General features: G+C 71.5%; 21 protein-coding genes. 14 read left to right on the forward strand and 7 right to left on the reverse strand.

Annotation, left to right across the window (positions count from 1 at the left end; translation table 11 throughout):
* Nucleotides 1–2: 2 nt before the first annotated feature.
* The gene (locus AFM16_RS29050) at nt 3–1,271 is read right to left on the reverse strand and encodes a PQQ-binding-like beta-propeller repeat protein (RefSeq protein WP_078635185.1); all 1,269 of its coding nucleotides are present in this window, start codon (nt 1,269–1,271) and stop codon (nt 3–5) included.
* Nucleotides 1,272–1,474: 203 nt separating this feature from the next.
* Nucleotides 1,475–2,278, reverse strand: a complete 804-nt coding sequence (locus tag AFM16_RS29055) for a VOC family protein (protein WP_078635187.1) — start codon at nt 2,276–2,278, stop codon at nt 1,475–1,477.
* 218 nt (nt 2,279–2,496) lie between these two features.
* Here AFM16_RS29055 and AFM16_RS29060 point away from each other — a divergent pair, with 218 nt between their 5' ends.
* Nucleotides 2,497–3,348 (forward strand): sulfurtransferase, encoded by an 852-nt coding sequence (locus AFM16_RS29060; protein WP_078635189.1) that lies wholly within the window; start codon nt 2,497–2,499, stop codon nt 3,346–3,348.
* Between the two features lie 125 nt (nt 3,349–3,473).
* On the opposite strand, the gene sepH is transcribed toward AFM16_RS29060, so the two are convergent.
* The 3 genes from sepH to AFM16_RS29075 form a co-directional block, all read right to left on the reverse strand.
* Complete coding sequence (gene sepH / locus AFM16_RS29065) at nt 3,474–4,514, reverse strand: septation protein SepH (protein ID WP_078635191.1); 1,041 nt, start codon at nt 4,512–4,514, stop codon at nt 3,474–3,476.
* A gap of 415 nt (nt 4,515–4,929) precedes the next feature.
* Nucleotides 4,930–6,249 (reverse strand): D-arabinono-1,4-lactone oxidase, encoded by a 1,320-nt coding sequence (locus AFM16_RS29070; protein ID WP_078635193.1) that lies wholly within the window; start codon nt 6,247–6,249, stop codon nt 4,930–4,932.
* On the reverse strand, nt 6,209–7,447 hold the full coding sequence (locus AFM16_RS29075; RefSeq protein WP_030789947.1) for an MFS transporter: 1,239 nt from the start codon (nt 7,445–7,447) through the stop codon (nt 6,209–6,211). Before AFM16_RS29075 ends, AFM16_RS29070 begins: the two co-directional genes overlap by 41 nt.
* 224 nt (nt 7,448–7,671) lie before the next feature.
* On the opposite strand from AFM16_RS29075, the gene AFM16_RS29080 reads away from it, so the two are divergent.
* Both AFM16_RS29080 and AFM16_RS29085 read left to right on the forward strand, forming a co-directional pair.
* Complete coding sequence (locus AFM16_RS29080; RefSeq protein ID WP_078635195.1) at nt 7,672–8,799, forward strand: ferrochelatase; 1,128 nt, start codon at nt 7,672–7,674, stop codon at nt 8,797–8,799.
* 8 nt (nt 8,800–8,807) lie between these two features.
* Nucleotides 8,808–9,623 (forward strand): inositol monophosphatase family protein, encoded by an 816-nt coding sequence (locus tag AFM16_RS29085; RefSeq protein ID WP_078635197.1) that lies wholly within the window; start codon nt 8,808–8,810, stop codon nt 9,621–9,623.
* Nucleotides 9,624–9,731: 108 nt separating this feature from the next.
* On the opposite strand, the gene AFM16_RS39510 is transcribed toward AFM16_RS29085, so the two are convergent.
* Nucleotides 9,732–9,905, reverse strand: a complete 174-nt coding sequence (locus tag AFM16_RS39510; protein ID WP_167797272.1) for a hypothetical protein — start codon at nt 9,903–9,905, stop codon at nt 9,732–9,734.
* A gap of 421 nt (nt 9,906–10,326) precedes the next feature.
* Here AFM16_RS39510 and AFM16_RS29090 point away from each other — a divergent pair, with 421 nt between their 5' ends.
* The 4 genes from AFM16_RS29090 to AFM16_RS29105 all read left to right on the forward strand — a co-directional run bounded on the left by AFM16_RS29090 (nt 10,327) and on the right by AFM16_RS29105 (nt 13,905).
* Nucleotides 10,327–10,980 (forward strand): response regulator transcription factor, encoded by a 654-nt coding sequence (locus AFM16_RS29090; RefSeq protein WP_003993508.1) that lies wholly within the window; start codon nt 10,327–10,329, stop codon nt 10,978–10,980.
* Nucleotides 10,981–10,985: 5 nt separating this feature from the next.
* The gene (locus AFM16_RS29095; protein ID WP_030789939.1) at nt 10,986–12,251 is read left to right on the forward strand and encodes a sensor histidine kinase; all 1,266 of its coding nucleotides are present in this window, start codon (nt 10,986–10,988) and stop codon (nt 12,249–12,251) included.
* A gap of 396 nt (nt 12,252–12,647) precedes the next feature.
* Nucleotides 12,648–12,944, forward strand: a complete 297-nt coding sequence (locus AFM16_RS29100; protein ID WP_003993510.1) for a DUF4193 domain-containing protein — start codon at nt 12,648–12,650, stop codon at nt 12,942–12,944.
* Nucleotides 12,945–12,957: 13 nt separating this feature from the next.
* A complete protein-coding gene (locus AFM16_RS29105; RefSeq protein WP_107419171.1) occupies nt 12,958–13,905 on the forward strand; it encodes a hypothetical protein in 948 nt (315 codons plus the stop codon).
* Between the two features lie 36 nt (nt 13,906–13,941).
* Here AFM16_RS29105 and AFM16_RS29110 read toward each other — a convergent pair whose 3' ends face one another.
* Nucleotides 13,942–14,412: a DUF3093 domain-containing protein gene (locus AFM16_RS29110; RefSeq protein WP_078635201.1), complete on the reverse strand. Its 471-nt coding sequence runs from the start codon at nt 14,410–14,412 to the stop codon at nt 13,942–13,944.
* A gap of 58 nt (nt 14,413–14,470) precedes the next feature.
* Here AFM16_RS29110 and AFM16_RS29115 point away from each other — a divergent pair, with 58 nt between their 5' ends.
* The 7 genes from AFM16_RS29115 to AFM16_RS29145 all read left to right on the forward strand — a co-directional run bounded on the left by AFM16_RS29115 (nt 14,471) and on the right by AFM16_RS29145 (nt 19,769).
* Nucleotides 14,471–15,055, forward strand: coding sequence for a PaaI family thioesterase (locus AFM16_RS29115; RefSeq protein WP_030789930.1), 585 nt, complete (start codon nt 14,471–14,473; stop codon nt 15,053–15,055).
* The gene (gene dut / locus AFM16_RS29120; RefSeq protein WP_030789927.1) at nt 15,052–15,594 is read left to right on the forward strand and encodes a dUTP diphosphatase; all 543 of its coding nucleotides are present in this window, start codon (nt 15,052–15,054) and stop codon (nt 15,592–15,594) included. Before AFM16_RS29115 ends, dut begins: the two co-directional genes overlap by 4 nt.
* A gap of 1 nt (nt 15,595) precedes the next feature.
* Nucleotides 15,596–16,363, forward strand: coding sequence for a DUF3710 domain-containing protein (locus AFM16_RS29125; protein WP_030789924.1), 768 nt, complete (start codon nt 15,596–15,598; stop codon nt 16,361–16,363).
* 206 nt (nt 16,364–16,569) lie between these two features.
* Nucleotides 16,570–17,742: an alginate lyase family protein gene (locus tag AFM16_RS29130; RefSeq protein WP_030789921.1), complete on the forward strand. Its 1,173-nt coding sequence runs from the start codon at nt 16,570–16,572 to the stop codon at nt 17,740–17,742.
* Nucleotides 17,743–17,878: 136 nt separating this feature from the next.
* Nucleotides 17,879–18,559 (forward strand): response regulator transcription factor, encoded by a 681-nt coding sequence (locus tag AFM16_RS29135; RefSeq protein WP_030789918.1) that lies wholly within the window; start codon nt 17,879–17,881, stop codon nt 18,557–18,559.
* A gap of 58 nt (nt 18,560–18,617) precedes the next feature.
* Entirely contained in the window at nt 18,618–19,016 is a 399-nt protein-coding gene (locus tag AFM16_RS29140; protein WP_037875712.1) for an OB-fold nucleic acid binding domain-containing protein, read from the forward strand.
* Nucleotides 19,017–19,019: 3 nt separating this feature from the next.
* Entirely contained in the window at nt 19,020–19,769 is a 750-nt protein-coding gene (locus AFM16_RS29145) for a DUF3159 domain-containing protein (RefSeq protein ID WP_030789913.1), read from the forward strand.
* The last annotated feature ends 57 nt before the right edge of the window (nt 19,770–19,826 follow it).

Raw genomic sequence — 19,826 nt, forward strand, 5'->3', positions numbered from 1 at the left:
CCCTAGGCGGGCAGGGCGTGCAGCTTCGTGCCGTGCAGGGCGAAGACGTGCGTGCCGTCGGTGGCCATCAGCCAGGCGTGGAAGTCGCCGGACTTGTCGTTGAACGTCCAGCGCAGGGTGCCGGTCTTCGGGTCGAAGGCGTGGATGCCGCCGCCCTCGTCGAGGTCCGTCGCGCCGTAGAGGGTGCCGCCCGCCTCCAGGAACTGCCGGGGCGGCTGGGCGCCCTTCTCGGAGAGGTCCTCGGAGCGCCAGTTCTCCTTGCCGGTCCGCGGGTCGACCGACCGGAGCGTGCGGTTGCTGTCCGCGATGTACAGCGTGTCGCCCAGGACGGTCGGCTCCTTGAAGGTGGCGAACTCGTCAGTCTTCAGCGACCACTTCTCGGCGCCGTCGGCCAGGGCGAACGCCTGGAGGACCCGCCCCTGCGGGACGATCACCAGGTCGCCGTGCAGGGCGAAGACGCCGTAGTTGGTGCTCGTCGTCTTGTGGGTCCACACCTGGCGGCCGGTGGCGGTGTCGCGGACGGTGAGGTTCTTCTTGAGGTCGGTGTAGACGAGGAAACGATCCCGCACGGCGGTGTGCACACCGGTCTGCTCGGTGCCGAGGTCGCGCTGTTCCTTCCAGGCCACCCGGCCCGTGCCGCTGTCCAGCGCGGCGATCACGTTCGTGTGGGAGGAGCCGTCCGCCTCCAGGATCTCGGCGATGACGTACACCTGCTTGTCGTCCACCGCGACCGGCCGCGGCTGCCGGTACTCCTTGCCCAGTCGGCCGCGCCAGGTCTCCTTGCCGGTGGCGGGGTCGTGCCCGCTGACGGTGCCGTCGTAGGCGCTGCTGGCCAGGTACAGCGTGTCGTCGCCGATGAGGAGCGGGGCGCCGGGAGTGGCGCCGTTCTTCAGCGTCCACCGCGGCCGGCCAGTCTTGCCGTCGAGGGCGTCGAGCGGCGCGCCGCTCGCGATCACCACACCGGCGACGGCCACGAGTTCGTCGTTGTTGCCGTAGGTCTCGGCGGAGACGGACTTGGTCCACAGCGGCTTGGGCGCGCCGGCCGCGTCCGTTCCGCCGGATCCCTTGCCGCCGGTGCCGCTGTCCGTGCCCTTCCCCTTGTCCTTGCCGGTGCCGCCGGATCCCGTCCCGCCGCCGGTGGTGTCCTGCGCGTCGTTGCGGCAGCCGGTCGCCCCGACCGCGAGCGCGCCGAGTGCGAGCGCGCCGCCGGTCAGTCGCAGCAGGCGTCGCCGGGACGTTCTGCCGGTCGTCGAGGTGGTCCCCTGGGCCATGTCGTCGTACCCCCGTGAAGTCGCGTCGGTGGAAGGCTCGGCGGGGCGATCGCACTGATGCGCACCCCTGCGACCAGGCACATTAGCCACCACCGACGGCGGCGAGCGCGGCGGGCATCCGACCGGGACAGCACCGTGAACCAACCGAGACATTGATCGCGACGGTATGACCGGTGAGCAGGTGAACCGGTGGGCGGACCGCGTCAGCCGCGAAGCTCGACCACCGAGAAGACCGCGCCCTCCGGATCCGCCACCGTGGCGGCGCGGCCGTGCGGCTCGTCGTGGGCGGGTTCCAGGACCCGGCCGCCGAGGTCGCGGACCTGACGCACGGCGTCGTCGGCGTCGGCCACCTGGAAGGACGTCAGCCAGTGCGCACCCCGGTCCCGGGGGAGGGTGTTGCCCATGCCCCGGATCCCGGCCACCGGGCGTCCGGCGAGCCGCAGGGTGAGGTGGTCGGAGTCGGCGGAGGCATCGGTGTCCCGCTCGTGGCCGAACACCGTCTCGTAGAACTTGACGACACCGGCGGCCTCGTAGGTCAGCAGCTCGTTCCACGCGGGTGTGCCGGGGACGCCGGTGACGCCCGTGCCGAGGTGGTGCGCCGCCTGCCAGACGCCGAAGACCGCTCCGGCGGGGTCCGAGCCGATCGCCAGGCGCCCGGCGTCCCCGGCGTCCAGCGGGCCGACGCCGATCGTGCCGCCGCATAGCCGCACCGACTCGGCGGTGGAATCGACGTCGTCCGAGGCCAGATACGGCGTCCAGGCGACCGGGAGGTGCCGGTCGGGGGGAAGTTGGCCGATTCCGGCCACCTCCTCCCCGTGGAGCAGGGCCCGCGCGTAGGGACCGAGCTGGTGCGGACCGGGTTGGAACTCCCAGCCGAACAGCGCGCTGTAGAACTCCTGTGTCGCCGTCAACCCGTGCGCCATCAGACTCACCCAGCAGGGTGTGCCGGACGCGTACCGGGTGTGCGCCGTTCCTCCCGAGCCGGCCGACCCACGTGCCTCGGTCATCGTCACCTTCTCCTCGGCCCTGGTGGTGGCCGTGTCGCTTCCGCCCTCGGAGGATGCCTGGTGGAGGGTTCTCGTCGGTTCACGCGCGGTTGTCGCCGTATGTCGATCGCCTGTACGGCATGTGCTCGAACCCGTACGCCTCGTGACCGAGGCTGTCCGGCGGAGCAGAGTAGCCGGACATGGACGTGGGGGCCACCCCGTGCGCGAGGATGGGGGGCATGAACGCCATCATCTCCGCATCCGAACTCGCGAGCGAACTGGCGGGAGAGTGCCCGCCGGTGGTGCTCGACGTCCGCTGGCAGCTCAGCGTGGCCAAGGCGGCGGGCGAGCCGCCGTTCGACGGCCGGGCCGCCTACGAGGCCGGGCACGTGCCCGGCGCGGTCTACGTCGACCTGGACCGCGAACTGGCGGGCGCGGCCGGTGCCGCCGGCCGTCATCCGCTGCCCGACCTCGCGGAGTTCGGCGCCGCGATGCGCCGCGCGGGCGTCTCGGCGGCCCGCCCGGTGGTCGTCTACGACGGCGGTCAGGGCTGGGCCGCGGCCCGCGCCTGGTGGCTGCTGCGCTGGGCGGGCCACCCGGACGTGCGGGTCCTGGACGGCGGGCTGCCGCAGTGGGCCGGCGATCTGTCGACGGATGTACCCGCGCGCGGGGAGGGCGACTTCGAGCCGGTTCCGGGTGCCACGGGCCTGCTCGACGCGGACGCCGCCGCGGTGCTCGCCCGTTCCGGTGTGCTGTTCGACGCGCGCGCGGGGGAGCGGTACCGGGGCGAGGTCGAGCCGATCGACCGGGTCGGTGGGCACATCCCGGGGGCCGTCTCCGCGCCCACGAACGAGAACGTGGGCCCGGACGGCCGGTTCCTGCCGGCGGAGGAACTGCACGACCGTTTCAAGGCGCTGGGCGCGTCCGACGGCGCCGAGGTGGGCGTGTACTGCGGTTCGGGCGTCTCCGGTGCCCACGAGGTGCTGGCGCTGGCCGTGGCGGGCATCCCGGCCGCCCTGTACGTGGGGTCCTGGTCGGAGTGGTCCTCGGACCCGTCCCGGCCGGTCGCCGTCGGTCCCGATCCGCAGTGACCTTCCTCGCACACGCGCGTACGGGAGGGCCGCACCGAACAGGTGCGGCCCTCCCGTACGTATAGAGGGTCGTGCGAAGCGTTCTCCTCAGGCGGCTCCCGTGCCGAGTCGCCTTACGAATCCCGTTACTCCTGGGACTTCTTGCGCCGGGTGCCGAAGACGATCTCGTCCCAGCTCGGCACCGCGGCGCGGCGGCCGGGACGGACGCCGTCCGCCTCGGCCTGACGGTCGGTGGCGCCGATCAGCCGGTCCCGGTGGCTGCCCACCGAGCGCGGCATGAGGACGTCCGCGTAGGCGGACCCCGCGGAGGCGGCCGGCGCCGGCGGCTCCTCGGCCTCGGGCTCCTGCTCCTCGGGCTCCTCGGGGGTCTCCACCGGGCGCTCCGGGACCACCAGGTCGCCCCGGAAGCTCGGCACCGCCTCCAGCAGGCTGGTCAGCGAGTCCCGCTCGCGCTCCCCGATGGTCTCCTCGGGTGGCTCGGACGGCTGGGCGGGCAGACTCGGCCGCTCCAGCGCCCGGTCCATCGAACGGTCGCGCGGCAGCCGAGCGATCCGGGGGACGAACGGAAAGCTGGGCTCCGGCGCGGCGAGGTCGTCGGACTCGCCGATCAGCGAGCGCGCCTCGTCGTCGACGGCCTGGACGAGCCGGCGGGGCGGGTCGTAGGTCCAGCTCGCCGAGTGCGGTTCGCCCGCGACCCGGTAGACGAGCAGGACCTCCCAGGTGCCGTCGTCGCGGCGCCAGGAGTCCCACTGGACGGTGTCCTTCTCGGCGCCGCGCAGCAGCAGTCGCTCCTGGACGGCCTCGCCGAGCTGGGGACCCGCGGCGTTCTCACCGGGGCGGCGGACGGGTGTCTTGCGGGCGCGCTCGGCCATGAAGGCGCGCTCGGCCAGCACGGGGCCCTCGAACCGGCGTACGCGGTCGACGGGGATGCCCGCCATCTGGGCGACCTCTTCCGCGGTCGCGCCGGCACGTATACGCGCCTGGATGTCACGGGGGCGGAGATGGCTCTCCACCTCGATCTCGATCTGGCCGAGGCGGGGACGGTCGCCGCGAACGGCGGCGCGCAGACGCTCATCGATCGGAAGCGTGTACTCCGTGCTGTCCGCAGCCTTCAGCACCAGCCGTGTGCCGTCATTCGAGACGGCCACGACACGCAGTTCGGGCATGGGGACCTCCCGGGTGGTGCCTGCCGACGTCACGTGCGTCGCTGCTTCCGCTAGTCGAGTGTGGCCTGCCCGGGTGCAGCCTGCCACAACCTTGCCGAGTTGCCCGGCGTGTCGGGCACGGGCCCGTGATCGCCGTTATGGCACGGTTACCTATTTCGCCACGCTAAGTCACCAACATCGTCACCCTGTGCAACGAGCCCCTCCCGGCGGTCCAGCATGGCCCCGGACACCCCGAAGGGAGGCCGGGCCCAGGGCTCGCAACAGTACTCCATTTGGGCCACGTGCGTGGATTGGCACGCCGCCCAACTTCTGGCAAGAACCGCGACTTGGCCGTGCTGAAGGGCTTCCGGTGATCGTGTAAGTGGCGCACTTCACCCCCCGCTTCACCCTTTCTCCGGAATCACCCGAGTGTCCGCTACGACCCCAACACCCTGCGCAGGTAGTCGTTCTGGAACCGCCGGTCGGGGTCCAGCCGGTCCCGCAGCGCGGTGAACTCGCCGAACCTCGGGTAGACCTCCGCGAAGTACTCGGCGTCCCGCGTGTGCACCTTGCCCCAGTGCGGCCGTCCCTCGTGCGCGGTGAAGATGCGCTCGGCGGCGGTGAAGTACGCCTGAAAGGGCGTCCCCTTGACCATGTGTACGGCTATGTACGCGCTGTCCCGGCCCGAGGCGGTCGACAGGGTGATGTCGTCGGCCGGCGCGGTGCGCACCTCGACCGGGAAACTGATCCGCAGCCCGGACCGCTCGATCGTCGTCCTGAGTTCACGCAGCGTCTCGGTGACGGCCGCGCGCGGGACGGCGTACTCCATCTCCACGAACCGCACCCGGCGCGGGGACGTGAAGACCTTGAACGGGATGTCGGTGTAGGTGCGCGCGGAGAGCGCCCTGCTGGAGACGCGCGCGATCGTCGGGACCGTCGCGGGCGCCGCGCGGCCGACCCACTGGGCCACCTGGAAGACGCCGTTGGAGAGGAACTCGTCCTCGATCCAGCCCGGCACCCGGCCCACCGGGCGGCGCGGCCCCGCGCTGCGGTTGTTGCGCTTGGTGTTGGTGCTGCCGGTGTGCGGGAACCAGTAGAACTCGAAGTGCTCGTTCTCGGCCCAGAGTTCGTCGAAGTCGGCGAGCACCCGGTCGAACGGCATCGGCTCCTCGCGCGCGGTGAGCAGGAACAGCGGCTCCACGGCGAAGGTGATCGCGGTGACGATGCCCAGCGCGCCGAGACCTATCCGGGCGGCCGCGAAGACCTCGGGGTTCTCCTTCTCCGAGCAGGTGAGCACCGAGCCGTCGGCCGTGACCAGCTCCAGCCCCTTGATCTGCGCGGCGATCGAGGCGGACTCGCGGCCCGTGCCGTGGGTGCCGGTGCTGGTGGCCCCCGACACCGTCTGCTCCATGATGTCGCCCATGTTAGTGAGCGACAGGCCCTCCCGCGCGAGCGCGAGGTTGAGGCGCTTGAGCGGGGTACCGGCCTCGACCGTGACGGTCATGGCGTCCCGGTCGATGTCACGGATCCCAGTCAGGAGCTGAGGGCGGACCAGCACCCCGTCCGTCGCGGCGATCGACGTGAAGGAGTGGCCGGTGCCGACCGCCTTCACCTTCAGCCCGTCCTCGGCGGCCCGGCGCACGGCCTCCGCCAGCTCGTCGACGGAGGCGGGCGTGACCTCCCGCGCGGGACGGGCGGTCACATTGCCGCCCCAGTTACGCCACGTGCCGTTCTTCGCGCTCGCTGTGCTGCTCAACGGTGCCTCCCCGACCCGGCGCCGGCCTGACGAGCCGGCGGTACCCCAGGAATCCGACCGCGACCGCGACGGCACCGGCCACCGCCGGAACCCCGTACCCGGCCCGCGCCCCGGCCGCGTCGATGACCCAGCCGGCGATGGAGGAGCCGAGCGCCACCCCGACCGCGAGCCCGGTGCTGATCCAGGTCATGCCCTCGGTGAGCTGTGCGCGTGGTACGTGCTCTTCGATGAGGGACATGGTGGTGATCATCGTCGGAGCGATGGCCAGTCCCGCAACGAACAGCGCCACGGCCAGAAACGGCAAGTTTCCGACCAGTAGGAGGGGGATCATACTCACGGCCATCAGGAACACACCCAGCAGCCAGCGCCGCTCCGGCACACCCCGCGGGCGCAGCAGTCCGAAGACCAGTCCGGCGAGACAGGAGCCGGCCGCGTAGAGCGCGAGGACGACGCTCGCGGCGCCCTTGTGGCCCTGTTCGTCGGCGAACGCGACGGTGACCACGTCGACCGCCCCGAAGATCGTCCCCGTCGCCACGAAGGTGACCACCAGGACCTGGAGACCGGGGGAGCGCAGCGCGCTGCCGGTGCCGCGCCGCTCGCGCGGGTGCGGGACGGGCTCGGTGCCGCGCTGGGCGGTCAGCCAGAACACCCCGGCCGCGAGGAAGCAGCCCGCCAGCAGCGGCCCCGCCTCCGGGAACCAGGCCGTCGACAGACCGATCGACACGATCGGACCGAAGATGAAGCAGACCTCGTCCACCACCGACTCGAACGAGTACGCGGTGTGCAGTTTCGGGGTGCCCCGGTACAGGGCCGCCCAGCGGGCCCGGACCATCGCGCCGAGGCTCGGCACGGCGCCGATGCCCGCGGAGCACACGAACAGCAGCCAGTCCGGCCACCGGAAGTGCGCGGTCAGCAGCAGCCCGGCCGCCGCCGTCAGCGCCACCAGCGTCGCGGGGCGCAGCACCCGGCGCTGCCCGTACTGGTCCACCATGCGGGAGATCTGCGGCCCGACGAGCGCGGCCGACAGCGCGATGGTCGCCGACAGGGCCCCCGCGAGGCCGTAGCGCCCGGTGAGCTGGGAGATCATCGTGACCACGCCGATGCCCATCATCGACAGCGGCATCCGGCCGAGGAACCCCGCGGCGGCGAAGCCCTTGGAGCCGGGGGCGTCGAACAGGGCGCGGTAGGGGCTGGGCACGGCGGCTCTCCGGAAGTCCGGTCACGCGCGCGTGCGGCTTCGCGCGGCATGAAGGAAGGGTGGCTCGTGGGGTCACGGTCACGCCGGGTAAGGCGTAAAGGTGGCCTATACAGCTTACGAGTGAGGTCACCCTAACGCACCGGTCCGCGCACCCCGGCCGCCGAGGCCCACCGGAGCACCCCGCCGTTTCCCGGCCGTCGGTGCCGGGTGGCAGGATCGGACCCATGCCAGACGCGCTCGAAGCCACCCCCTACGACGCCCTGCTCCTGCTCTCCTTCGGCGGCCCGGAAGGCCCGGACGACGTGGTGCCCTTCCTGGAGAACGTGACGCGAGGGCGCGGCATCCCCACGGAACGCCTCAAGGAAGTCGGGCAGCACTACTTCCTGTTCGGCGGGGTCAGCCCCATCAACGAGCAGAACCGCGCCCTGCTGGACGCCCTGCGCAAGGACTTCGCCGACCACGGCCTGGACCTGCCCGTCTACTGGGGCAACCGCAACTGGGCCCCGTACCTCACGGACACCCTGCGCGAGATGGTCACCGCCGGCCACCGCCGCATCCTGGTCCTCGCCACCAGCGCCTACGCCTCCTACTCGGGCTGCCGCCAGTACCGCGAGAACCTCGCCGACGCGCTGGCCGTCCTGGAGACCGAGGGCCTGCCGCTGCCGAGGGTCGACAAGCTGCGGCACTACTTCAACCACCCCGGCTTCGTGGAACCGATGACCGAAGGCGTCCTGCGCTCCCTCGCCGACCTCCCCGAGGACGTCCGCGACGGCGCCCACATCGCCTTCACCACCCACTCGATCCCCACCACCGCGGCCGACACCTCAGGACCCGTCGAGGGCCACGGCGACGGCGGCGCGTACGTACGGCAGCACCTGGACGTCGCCGCGCTGATCGCCGACGCCGTCCGCGAGCGCACCGGCGTCGACCACCCCTGGCAGCTCGTCTACCAGTCCCGCTCCGGCGCCCCGCACATCCCGTGGCTGGAGCCCGACATCTGCGACCACCTGGAGGAGCGGCGCGCGGCCGGCGTCCCGGCGGTCGTGATGGCCCCGATCGGCTTCGTCTCCGACCACATGGAGGTCCTCTACGACCTCGACACCGAGGCGACGGCCAGGGCCGGGGAGCTGGGCCTGCCGGTGCGCCGCTCGGCCACCGTCGGCGCCGACCCGCGCTTTGCCGCCGCCGTCCGCGAGCTGATCCTGGAGCGCGCCGCCGCCGAGAGCGGCCGGCCCGTCACCCCCTGCGCCCTGGGCACGCTCGGCGCGAGCCACGACCTCTGCCCCGTCGGCTGCTGCCCCGCGCGGGCACCCCGGCCCGCCGCCGCGGGCGCCGACAGCCCCTACGCGTGAGGAACACCGTGACCGACCCCTTCCACACGGACCTGCTCGCCCTCGCCCGGGAGGCCGCCCGCCGGGCCGGCGAGCTGCTGCGCGACGGCCGCCCGGCCGACCTCGCGGTGGCCGCCACCAAGTCGAGCCCCATCGACGTGGTCACCGAGATGGACATCGCCGCCGAGAAGCTGATCACCGGCCTGATCTCCGAGCACCGCCCCGACGACGGCTTCCTCGGCGAGGAGGGTGCCTCCACTGAGGGCAGCACCGGCGTCCGCTGGGTGATCGACCCGCTCGACGGCACGGTCAACTACCTGTACGGGCTGCCCACCTGGTCCGTCTCCGTCGCGGCCGAGCAGGACGGCGAGACCGTCGTCGGGGTCGTCGAGATCCCGATGCGCGGCGAGACGTACCACGCGGTGCGCGGCGGCGGGGCCCGGGCGACCGGCGCCTGGGCGGGCGAGCGGGTCCTGGCCTGCCGTCCCCCGGCGCCCCTGGACCAGGCGCTGGTCTCCACCGGCTTCAACTACGTCACCGAGGTCCGCGATCACCAGGCCGACGTGGCCCGGCGGCTGATCCCGCTGCTGCGCGACATCCGGCGGGGCGGCTCGGCCGCCGTCGACCTGTGCGACGTGGCCGCCGGCCGGCTCGACGGCTACTACGAGCGCGGGCTGCACCCCTGGGACCTCGCGGCGGGCGACCTCATCGCCCGGGAGGCGGGCGCGCTGACGGGTGGACGGCCCGGAGAGCCCCCGGCACGCGATCTGGCGATCGCCGCCACCCCGGCCGTCTTCGCGCCCCTCCAGCGGCTCCTGGAGGACTTCGGCGCCTGGCACGACTGACGGCTGTCTGCTGCCTGGACACCGGTCACGCGTCCGCGCATGCGGAAGGGCCCCGGCGCTGGATTCGCCGGGGCCCTTCCTGCCGCGCGATCGTTGTCGCGCGACCGCTCAGACGCTGGTCGCGCCGACTTCCACGCCGTGTTCGGCGGCGAGGCGGCGCAGGTCCTCCAGCTCTGCCTGCTCCACGTCGGCGAGGAAGTCGTCGCCCTCGTCCTGAGCCCGGGTCAGGTCGGACTCGGTCGCCCTTATGCGCTGCAGAAGTCCTGCGGTGAATGCGTCCATGCTGCGCCCCCTCGTCCTTGGGTCGGTGGGTCGGTGGCACGGGGGTGTGCCGTCGGGAAAGAAAGGGCGATCACGTCTCCGGCGGATGCCCGGCCCACCCCCCTGCCGGGCGGCGACGGTGCCGGACACCCACGCCCGCTCTGCGGCAAGCGGACCGCGAGGTACCACATGGTGCTGCGGCACATGCGGAGCGTGATCGCGGGGTGTAAAGCCGTCCTCCCCCCGCTCCCTTCCGCGGAAACCTCAACCGCACGAGAAAATCTCGCATTCCCGGGCCCCGCACCCGTCCTTCGTGCGCCCTCACCCGTCTTACCGCCGACTTATGGCCGAAAAGGGCAGGATGGGACGCACACTCACCAGCACCCCTGCCCGCGCGCTCTCGTGGAGCGCTACGCGGGTGGACACAGGAAGGACAAGCGCCGTGCGCGTACTCGTCGTCGAGGACGAGCAACTGCTCGCCGATGCGGTGGCCACCGGACTGCGCCGGGAGGCCATGGCCGTCGACGTCGTGTACGACGGCGCGGCCGCCCTGGAGCGCATCGGCGTCAACGACTACGACGTGGTCGTCCTCGACCGCGACCTGCCCCTCGTCCACGGCGACGACGTCTGCCGCAAGATCGTCGAACTCGGCATGCCCACCCGCGTGCTGATGCTCACGGCGTCCGGCGACGTCAGCGACCGCGTCGAGGGCCTGGAGATCGGCGCCGACGACTATCTCCCCAAGCCCTTCGCCTTCAGCGAGCTGATCGCACGCGTGCGTGCCCTCGGCCGCCGCACCAGCGTGCCGCTGCCGCCCGTCCTGGAGCGGGCCGGCATCAAGCTCGACCCCAACCGCCGCGAGGTCTTCCGCGACGGCAAGGAGGTCCAGCTCGCCCCCAAGGAGTTCGCCGTCCTGGAGGTGCTGATGCGCAGCGAGGGCGCCGTCGTCTCCGCCGAACAGCTCCTGGAGAAGGCGTGGGACGAGAACACGGATCCCTTCACCAACGTCGTCCGCGTGACCGTCATGACGCTCCGCCGCAAGCTGGGCGAACCCCCGGTGATCGTCACGGTGCCCGGCTCCGGCTACCGGATCTGATCCCGGTGGCCGCCACGCCCGCGCCGCCCCAGGCGCCTCCGAAGCCCACCTGGGACCCCCGCAGACCGCAGCCCAACCTCCCCTGGCTGCGCCCGACCATCCGGATACGCCTCACCCTGCTGTACGGCGGCATGTTCCTGATCGCCGGCATCCTGCTGCTGTCGATCATCTATCTGCTCGCCGCGCAGGCCATCAGCACCGGCAACCAGCCGCCGTTCAAGATCGTGAACCTCGGTGTCAGCGACGAGATCAAGGTCGCCAGCGCCGACTGCCCCGCGGTCAACCAGGCCAACGCCACCAGCCTCACGCTCACCCAGTTCAACACCGCGATCAGCGCCTGCATCGACCACCAGCGCCAGGTCGCGCTGGACAACCTGCTCAGCCGCTCGCTGCTGGCCCTGCTCGGCCTCGCCGTGATCGCCTTCGCGTTCGGCTACGCCATGGCGGGCCGCGTGCTGTCCCCGCTCGGCCGGATCACCCGCACCGCGCGCGCGGTGGCGGGCTCGGACCTGTCCCGCCGTATCGAGCTGGACGGCCCGGACGACGAGCTGAAGGAGCTGGCCGACACCTTCGACGACATGCTGGAGCGGCTCCAGAGGGCCTTCACCGCCCAGCAGCGCTTCGTCGGCAACGCCTCGCACGAGCTGCGCACGCCCCTGGCGATCAACCGCACGCTCCTGGAGGTGCACCTGTCCGACCCGGGCGCGCCCATGGAGCTCCAGCAGCTCGGCAAGACCCTGCTGGCCACCAACGAGCGCAGCGAGCAGCTCGTGGAGGGCCTGCTGCTGCTCGCCCGCAGCGACAACCAGATAGTGGAGCGCAAGCCGGTCGACCTCGCCGAGGTCGCCGGGCAGGCCGTCGACCAGGTGCACGGCGAGGCCGAGGCCAAGGGGGTGACGATCCGCGGCGAGCAGAAGCCGGCGGTCGTCCAGGGCAACGGCGTGCTGCTGGAGCGCATCGCGCTGAACCTCGTACAGAACGCCGTGCGGTACAACGTGCCGGAGGACGGCTGGGTCGAGGTCACCACCGACGTCCAGCACGGCCAGGCGGTCCTGGTCGTCTCGAACACGGGCCCGGTCGTGCCGGCGTACGAGATCGACAACCTCTTCGAGCCGTTCAGGCGGCTGCGCACGGAGCGCACGGGCAGCGACAAGGGGGTCGGGCTCGGGCTGTCCATCGTGCGGTCCGTGGCCCGGGCGCACGGCGGCCACATCACGGCGCAGCCGAGGGAAGGGGGCGGTCTCGTGATGCGGGTCACCCTGCCGGTCTGAGATCATGTCGCCGACACACGCGGGGATGTTCGCTTTGCGCGGAATTTTCAGGGCTCACCCCCCGCATCTCCGTGTGTGATCGATCACAAGGGCGAATTTCCGGCCATCTACTCTCCGTGATCATGAGGCCCGTCGGAAGGCCCGGAAAATCCGGGTTTTCGGGGGTCCTGATCACGGGAAGTACACGGTGAGACGCCTTTGAGGTGCGGCAACGGGACCGTGTACGGTCCCGATCGCCATCCAAGCCGATCACTCTTGAGGAGTCCGGTTGGGTGTCGATTGAGTAACAGACCTTGATGTGAGGCAAAATCTCCGCCTCGAGGCGGGCACAAGTCCGGCCTCTCACGCGTTACGTGCGCTGGAGACACCGCAGACACCCAGAGGGGGAGAGGCGAAATGGCTACCGATTACGACACCCCACGCAAGACCGACGACGACGTCGACTCAGACAGCCTTGAGGAGCTGAAGGCCCGGCGGAACGACAAGTCCGCCTCCGCAGTGGACGTGGACGAGTTCGAGGCCGCGGAAGGGCTCGAACTGCCCGGCGCGGACCTCTCGAACGAAGAGCTGGCGGTCCGCGTCCTGCCCAAGCAGCAGGACGAGTTCACGTGCATGAGCTGCTTCCTGGTGCACCACCGCAGCCAGCTGGCCCGCGAGAAGAACGGCCAGCCGATCTGCCGCGACTGCGACTGAGGCGGGGTCGGCCGTGACTGGCTCGACCCCCTCCCGGAAGCGCCGCTTCCTGTCGCGGGGAGCGGACAAAGGGCCCGCGGAAGGCCCTCACGGCGTGCGTGACGACGAGCGGGGCTCATCCGGCGAGGAAGTACTTCCCGCGGGATCGGCCTCGCTCGCGGCGGCGGGCGACCGGGCCGACCACCCGGTGCCCGGCGAGGAGACCGCACCCGTCGCCAGGCGACGGGCCGCGGTGGTCCGCGACAAGGCGAGAGACCTGGCCCGGGAAGGCGTCCGCAAGGGCGGTGACCGTGCCAGGGCCGGCCTTGCCTACCTGACCGACCGCATCATCGAGATCGCCCCCAGAATCCCCGTACGCGACCTCCAGACGCTCCGCAGGCAGTTCCCCGGCCTCGGACCCGAGGAGCTCGCGGACAAGCTCGTGGCGGGCGCGGCGAACGCCACCTCCACGGTCGGCGCCGGCATCGGCGCGGCCGCGATGCTGCCCGTACCGCCCGCGATGCCCACCGAACTGGCCGCGGAGATCACCGGCGTGGCCGCGATCGAGCTGAAGCTGATCGCCGAACTGCACGAGGTGTACGGCCTCCGGCCGCCCGGCAACCTCAAGGACCGCAGCACCGCGTATCTGCGCTCCTGGTCGGGCGAGCGCGGCGTGGACCCGCTGAAGCCCTCCACCATCAACGCCGCCCTCGGCGGCCCCATGCGGCGCGAACTGCGCCAGCAGATCATGAAGCGGATGGTCCGCGACCTTCCCAACCTGATGCCGTTCCTGGTCGGCGCCGCCGTCGGTGCGCTCATGAACCGGCGGGACACCCGGAAGCTGGCCGCCAAGATCCGCAGCGACCTGCGCAAGGCCCAGGTGCCGTGGGACGCGCTGCCGGAGCTGCCGCGCCTGGAGGAGCCCGCGGACGCCCTGGACATGAAGAAGCTCCCCGGGAATCCCAGGGAGCTGGGCTACTAGCCCGGTGACGGTACTGGCCCGGTGACCGAGAGGCGGCTAGGACGCCGCCGCGGCCTCCCGTGCCGCCGCCAGGGCCTGGGCCAGCCGCTCCGGCTCCCGGGTCGACAGGTACAGGTAGGGCGTCGGGTCCTGCGGGTCGGTGACCTCCACCCGCAGCGCCGTCGGAATGTAGGCGCGCAGCAGCAGGAACGCGCGCGTGTCGGCCTTGTGCGTGCGCCAGGCGCGCGCCTCCTCCGCGTCCAGGACCTCCGCCTCGCCCAGGGCCGTGACCGGGATCTTCGCCTCCCCGGCGATCAGTGAGTCGCCCACGATCCGGATGCGGACCGAGCCGTAGGAGCTGGCCACGACCGCGGCGGCCGCGGTGCCGCCGACCAGCCCGCCGAGCAGCGGCAGGGTGCCGAACGGCAGCAGGATCAGGGCGAAGGAGACGCCCACGAGGAACGACACCAGCCACCAGGAGCGGGGGGCGGTGAGGCGTTCTTCGTACGGGGTGGCGGAGAGCTGCATGGAAGCAAGCTTGGCACGGTGTCGGGGTCGGGCGGACGCGCGGGTAAGGTCTGCGGCTGTGAGTGGTACTTCCGCAGCTCTTCAGCCCCCGGCCGACGCCGGGAAACCCGTCCGTCATCCCGACGCCCCCGCACCGGGCGAGCTTCTCGGCGCCCACTACGAACACTGTTTCGGATGTGGTGGCGGGCAGCCGCACGGGCTGCACCTGGAGGCGCGGGCCGGTGCGGGCGTGACCGTGACCGCCGAGTTCACCGTGCAGGCCGCCCACCAGGGCGCGCCGGGTCTCGCCCACGGAGGGGTGCTGGCCACCGCGCTCGACGAGACGCTCGGCTCGCTGAACTGGCTGCTGCGGACGATCGCCGTGACCGGACGGCTGGAGACCGACTTCGTCCGGCCGGTGCCCGTCGGTACCACCCTGTACCTGGAGGCCGAGGTCACCGCGGTGGCCCGGCGCAAGATCTACTCGACCGCCACCGGGCGGATCGGCGGCCCCGAGGGACCCGTCGCCGTCCGCGCGGACGCGCTCTTCATCGAGGTCGCCGTGGAGCACTTCGTGCAGCACGGCCGCGAGGAGGAGATCCAGGCGGCCATGAGCGACCCGGACCAGATCCGGCGGGCCCGCGCCTTCGAGGTGAACCCGTGAGCCGTGCCCCGCTGGACGTCCTGATCCGCCGGGTTGACCCGGACGTACCGCTTCCGTCGTACGAGCACCCCGGGGACGCGGGGGCCGATCTGCGCACCACCGAGGCGTGCGAACTGGCGCCGGGGGAGCGGGCGGTCCTGCCCACGGGCGTCTCCGTGGCGCTGCCCGACGGGTACGCGGCCTTCGTGCACCCGCGCTCCGGGCTGGCCGCCCGGTGCGGAGTCGCGCTCGTGAATGCCCCGGGGACGGTTGATGCCGGGTACCGTGGAGAGATCAAGGTGATCGTGGTGAATCTCGACCCGCGCGAGTCCGTGCGGTTCGAGCGCTTCGACCGGATCGCCCAACTGGTTGTCCAGCAGGTCGAGAGGGTTCGCTTCCAGGAGGTGGCGGAGCTTCCCGATTCGGCTCGGGCCGCGGGGGGCTTCGGGTCCACCGGCGGCCACGCCTCGGTGGACGGTGCAAGCGGTCAGGCCGCCGTGGGCGGCAGTGTGGGTGGGTATCGATACGCTTCGGTCGTATCCGACCGGGAAGGACAGTGACGTGTTCGGACGTCGCAACAAGAAGGGTGCCGCCGAGAACGCGGCCGGCGAGGCCGAGCAGGTCGTCGACAGTGTCGACACTGAGGCGGACGACGAGGTGACCGGCCCGCGCGAGCGCGTGCGGCTGGAGCCGGAGCCCCGGCCCGACGGGCCGTGGGACGACTCGGAGGTCCGCGACCCGGCCGAGGGCCGGGTGGACCTGGGCGGTCTGTTCGTGCCGGGCGTCGACGGCATGGAGCTGCGGGTCGAGGTCGCGGGTGACGCGATCGTCGCCGCCACCGTCGTACTGCGCGACAGCGCCATCCAGCTCCAGGCGTTCGCCGCGCCCAAGCGCGAGGGCATCTGGGGCGAGGTGCGCGAGGAGATCGGCTCGGGCATCACCCAGCAGGGCGGCATCATCGACGAGGTCGAGGGCCCCCTGGGCTGGGAGCTGAGGGCCCAGGTGCCGGTGCAGCTTCCCGACGGCACGGGCGGCTTCCACGTCGTGCGGTTCGTCGGTGTGGACGGCCCCCGCTGGTTCCTGCGCGGGGTGATCTCGGGGCAGGGCGCGGTGCAGCCGCAGGCCGCCGGGCTGCTGGAGCAGATCTTCCGGGACACGGTCGTGGTCCGCGGTGACGGTCCGATGGCCCCCCGTGACCCGATCGTCCTCAAGCTGCCCAACGACGCGCAGATGGTGCCCGAGGGTGTCCAGCAGCAGGAGGAGGGCTCGCGCTTCTCCGGCGGCATGGGCCAGCTCCAGCGCGGACCGGAGATCACCGAGGTCCGCTGAGGATCGTCGAAACGGTTCGTTCGGCTTCGTAGAAACGGCGAGGGCCGCATCCCGTTCGGGATGCGGCCCTTTCTCGTGTCCTTCTTGTGTCCTTCTCGTGTGTGAACTCTTGACGCCGGATTGGTCTGTACCTACCGTCTCGGCTCAGCGCGCCTGTTCATAAAGGCGCTTCACGTTCACATACGAGAACGGAAGGCCCCCCACGCATGCGCAGAACCCCACTTCTCGCGGCCGTCACCGCCCTCCTCGCCGGAGTCCTCGCCCTGCCCGCCGGCGCCGAAGCCGCTCCCGCGACCTTCGCCCACCCCGGAGTCACCGTCTCCAAGAGCCAGTTGGACTTCACCCGCTCCCGGGTCAACGCCGGCGCCCAGCCCTGGAAGGGCGCCTTCGACCAGATGCTGGCGAGCAAGTACGCCGACCTGAACCGCACCCCCAAGCCCCGCGCGGTCGTCGAGTGCGGCTCCTACTCCAACCCCAACAACGGCTGCACCGACGAGCGCGAGGACGCCATCGCCGCGTACACCGACGCCCTCGCCTGGTACATCACCCGGGACGAGCGGTACGCCAGGAAGGCCATCCAGCTCATGGACGCCTGGTCGGCGGTCGTCAGGGACCACACCAACAGCAACGCCCCGCTCCAGACCGGCTGGGCCGGCTCCTCCTGGCCCAAGGCCGCGGAGATCATCAAGTACACGTACACCGGCGGCTGGCCGAACTCCGGCCGGTTCGCCACCATGCTCCGTGACGTCTATCTGCCCGAGATCATCAACGGCTCCAACTCCAACGGCAACTGGGAGCTGTCGATGATGGAGGCCGCCGTCGGGATCTCCGTCTTCCTGGAGGACAAGGCGTCGTACGACAAGGCCATGGGGAAGTTCCGCACCCGGACCGCGGCCTACGTCTACCTCGCCTCCGACGGCGATCTGCCGAAGACCGTGCCGAGCCAGAACCTCAACACCCGGGAGAAGATCGTCAACTACTGGCAGGGCCAGGGCACCTTCGTCACCGGCCTGACCCAGGAGACCTGCCGCGACTTCACCCACACCGGCTACGGCATCTCCGCGATCTCCCACATCGCCGAGACCAGCCGCATCCAGGGCCAGGACCTCTACGGCACCGATGTCGGCGAACGGCTGCGGCAGGCGCTCGGCTTCCAGTCCAAGTACGAGCTGGGCACGGCCGTCCCGAGCTGGCTGTGCGGGGGTTCCCTGCACCTGGGGCTCGGGCCGGTCACCGAGGTCGGCTTCAACGCGCTGCACCACCGGCTCGGCGTCGCGATGACCAACACCCAGACGCTCACCGAGCGCGGCCGCCCGGCGGGCAGCAACAACCTGTTCGTGGCCTGGGAGACGCTGACCCACGCCCAGAACTCCGCGTGAATCGAGCAGGCGTGAACCGATCGGGGGGTCTCGTCCGATGAAGGGGGTGAGGGGCGGCGGAGCGGGCGCCCCTCACCCCCTCCGGCCGGCCCGGCCGGGGGACCATGGTCCTCGGGAGCTGAGAGAGGCAGGCCGCATGGTGAACCCCACCAGGGTGCTCGTCGTCGACGACGAGCCGCAGACCCTGCGCGCCCTCGTGATCAACCTGCGCGCCCGCAGATACGAGGTCGACACCGCCCCGGACGGCGTCACCGCCCTGGAGCTGGCCGCCGCCCACCGGCCGGACGCGGTCGTGCTCGACCTGGGACTCCCCGACATGGACGGCGTCGAGGCGATCAAGAAGCTGCGCGACCGGACCCGGGTGCCGATCCTGGCGCTGTCCGCCCGGCACTCCGCGGCCGAGAGAGCCGAGTCCCTCGCGGCGGGCGCCGACGCCTATGTCACCAAGCCCTTCGACCTCGACGCCCTGCTGGCCCGGCTGCGGGACGCGGTGCGCGAAGCGGCCGTGGACAGTGACGTGGTCGTGGAGGTCGGCGGGTTCACCGTCGACCTGGCCGCCGGGAAGGTCCACCGGGACGGCGAGGACGTCCGGCTGACGCCCACCGAGTGGCGGCTGCTGGAGGTGCTGGTGCGCAACGCGGGCCGGCCGGTCGGCCGCAGGCACCTGCTCCAGGCGGTGTGGGGACCGTCGTACGGGACGGAGTCGAACTATCTGCGGGTCTACATGGCCCAGCTCAGACGCAAGCTGGAGCCCGACCCCTCGCGCCCCGCGCACCTCATCACCGAACCGGGGACGGGATACCGGTTCGAACGGTAGTGCCAGTGCTCGTACCGCGGGGTACGGCGGTGTCGGCGGGCACCGGTACGCTTCTGATATGAGTGCTGTTCCTCGTTCCGAAAAGCCGGTGGGCCGGTTCCGGCGCATGCTCGACCGGCTCTCCTCGTCCCAGGAGGACCTGGAGTCGGAGGAGCTGCGCGAGGACGCCGAGACGGCCGGCTGCATCCGCATCGGAGACTGCCAGGACCGCCAGATAGTGACGGTTACTGGTACCTTGCGCACGGTCACCCTGCGGCCGAGGGCCGGTGTCCCGGCTCTGGAGGCGGAGCTGTTCGACGGCACCGCCGCGCTGGACGTGGTGTGGCTGGGCAGGCGTTCCATCGTGGGCATAGAACCGGGGCGCAGGCTCATCGCATCGGGCCGTGTCTCCATGAGCAGAGGCCGCCGGGTGCTCTTCAACCCGAAGTACGAACTGAGACCCCTCGGTAGGGAGTAGCCGGTGACGTCGCTCGACAAGCCGACCGAAGACACTCAGCAGGACGACGCCCGGGCGGTGACCGAGGCTGCCTTGTTCGAGGCGTTCGGCGGGGTGCGGGGCATGGTCGAGACGGTGATGCCCGGCCTGCTCTTCGTCACGATCTTCACGATCAACAAGGACCTGCACATGGCGGCGATCGCCGCCCTCGTGGTCTCGGTGATCCTGGTCGTGGTCCGCCTGGCGATGAAGGACACCGTCAAGCACGCCTTCAGCGGGGTGTTCGGCGTGGCCTTCGGTGTCGTCTTCGCGATGATGACCGGCAACGCCAAGGACTTCTATCTCCCCGGCATGCTCTACACGCTGGGTCTGGGGCTGGCCTACATCGTCACGACCCTGTGCGGGGTCCCGCTGATCGGGCTGATCCTCGGCCCGGTGTTCAAGGAGAACCTCTCCTGGCGCACCCGCAACCCGGGCCGCAAGGCGGCGTACGCCAAGGCCAGCTACGCCTGGGGCCTGATCCTGCTCGCCAAGTGCGCGATCCTCTTCCCGCTGTACTGGTGGGCCGACACCACCCAGTTCGGCTGGGTGCTGGTCGCGCTGAAGATCCCGCCGTTCCTGCTCGCCGTCTGGCTGACCTGGGTCTTCCTGGCGAAGGCGCCCGCGCCGATCGACGTCTTCGCGGAGCTGGAGGCGAAGGAGAAGGCCGAGGAGGAGCGGAAGGCCGCCGCTGCCGCCGACGCCAACGGCGGACGGCACCGCCGGGAGGACTGACGCCGCCCGAACCGCGCGACACGGAAGGGCGCCCCGGATTCTCGGGGCGCCCTTCCG

It is taken from the genome of Streptomyces antibioticus (genome assembly GCF_002019855.1).
Lineage (GTDB): Bacteria > Actinomycetota > Actinomycetes > Streptomycetales > Streptomycetaceae > Streptomyces > Streptomyces antibioticus_B.

What these genes read in the sequence shown, in the direction of transcription:
- AFM16_RS29050 (WP_078635185.1), bottom strand. Translation starts at nt 1,271, where the DNA reads ATGGCCCAGGGGACCACCTCGACGACCGGCAGAACGTCCCGGCGACGC.
- AFM16_RS29055 (WP_078635187.1), bottom strand. Translation starts at nt 2,278, where the DNA reads ATGACCGAGGCACGTGGGTCGGCCGGCTCGGGAGGAACGGCGCACACC.
- AFM16_RS29060 (WP_078635189.1), top strand. Translation starts at nt 2,497, where the DNA reads ATGAACGCCATCATCTCCGCATCCGAACTCGCGAGCGAACTGGCGGGA.
- sepH (WP_078635191.1), bottom strand. Translation starts at nt 4,514, where the DNA reads ATGCCCGAACTGCGTGTCGTGGCCGTCTCGAATGACGGCACACGGCTG.
- AFM16_RS29080 (WP_078635195.1), top strand. Translation starts at nt 7,672, where the DNA reads ATGCCAGACGCGCTCGAAGCCACCCCCTACGACGCCCTGCTCCTGCTC.
- AFM16_RS39510 (WP_167797272.1), bottom strand. Translation starts at nt 9,905, where the DNA reads ATGGACGCATTCACCGCAGGACTTCTGCAGCGCATAAGGGCGACCGAG.
- AFM16_RS29100 (WP_003993510.1), top strand. Translation starts at nt 12,648, where the DNA reads ATGGCTACCGATTACGACACCCCACGCAAGACCGACGACGACGTCGAC.
- AFM16_RS29110 (WP_078635201.1), bottom strand. Translation starts at nt 14,412, where the DNA reads ATGCAGCTCTCCGCCACCCCGTACGAAGAACGCCTCACCGCCCCCCGC.
- AFM16_RS29130 (WP_030789921.1), top strand. Translation starts at nt 16,570, where the DNA reads ATGCGCAGAACCCCACTTCTCGCGGCCGTCACCGCCCTCCTCGCCGGA.
- AFM16_RS29135 (WP_030789918.1), top strand. Translation starts at nt 17,879, where the DNA reads ATGGTGAACCCCACCAGGGTGCTCGTCGTCGACGACGAGCCGCAGACC.
- AFM16_RS29140 (WP_037875712.1), top strand. Translation starts at nt 18,618, where the DNA reads ATGAGTGCTGTTCCTCGTTCCGAAAAGCCGGTGGGCCGGTTCCGGCGC.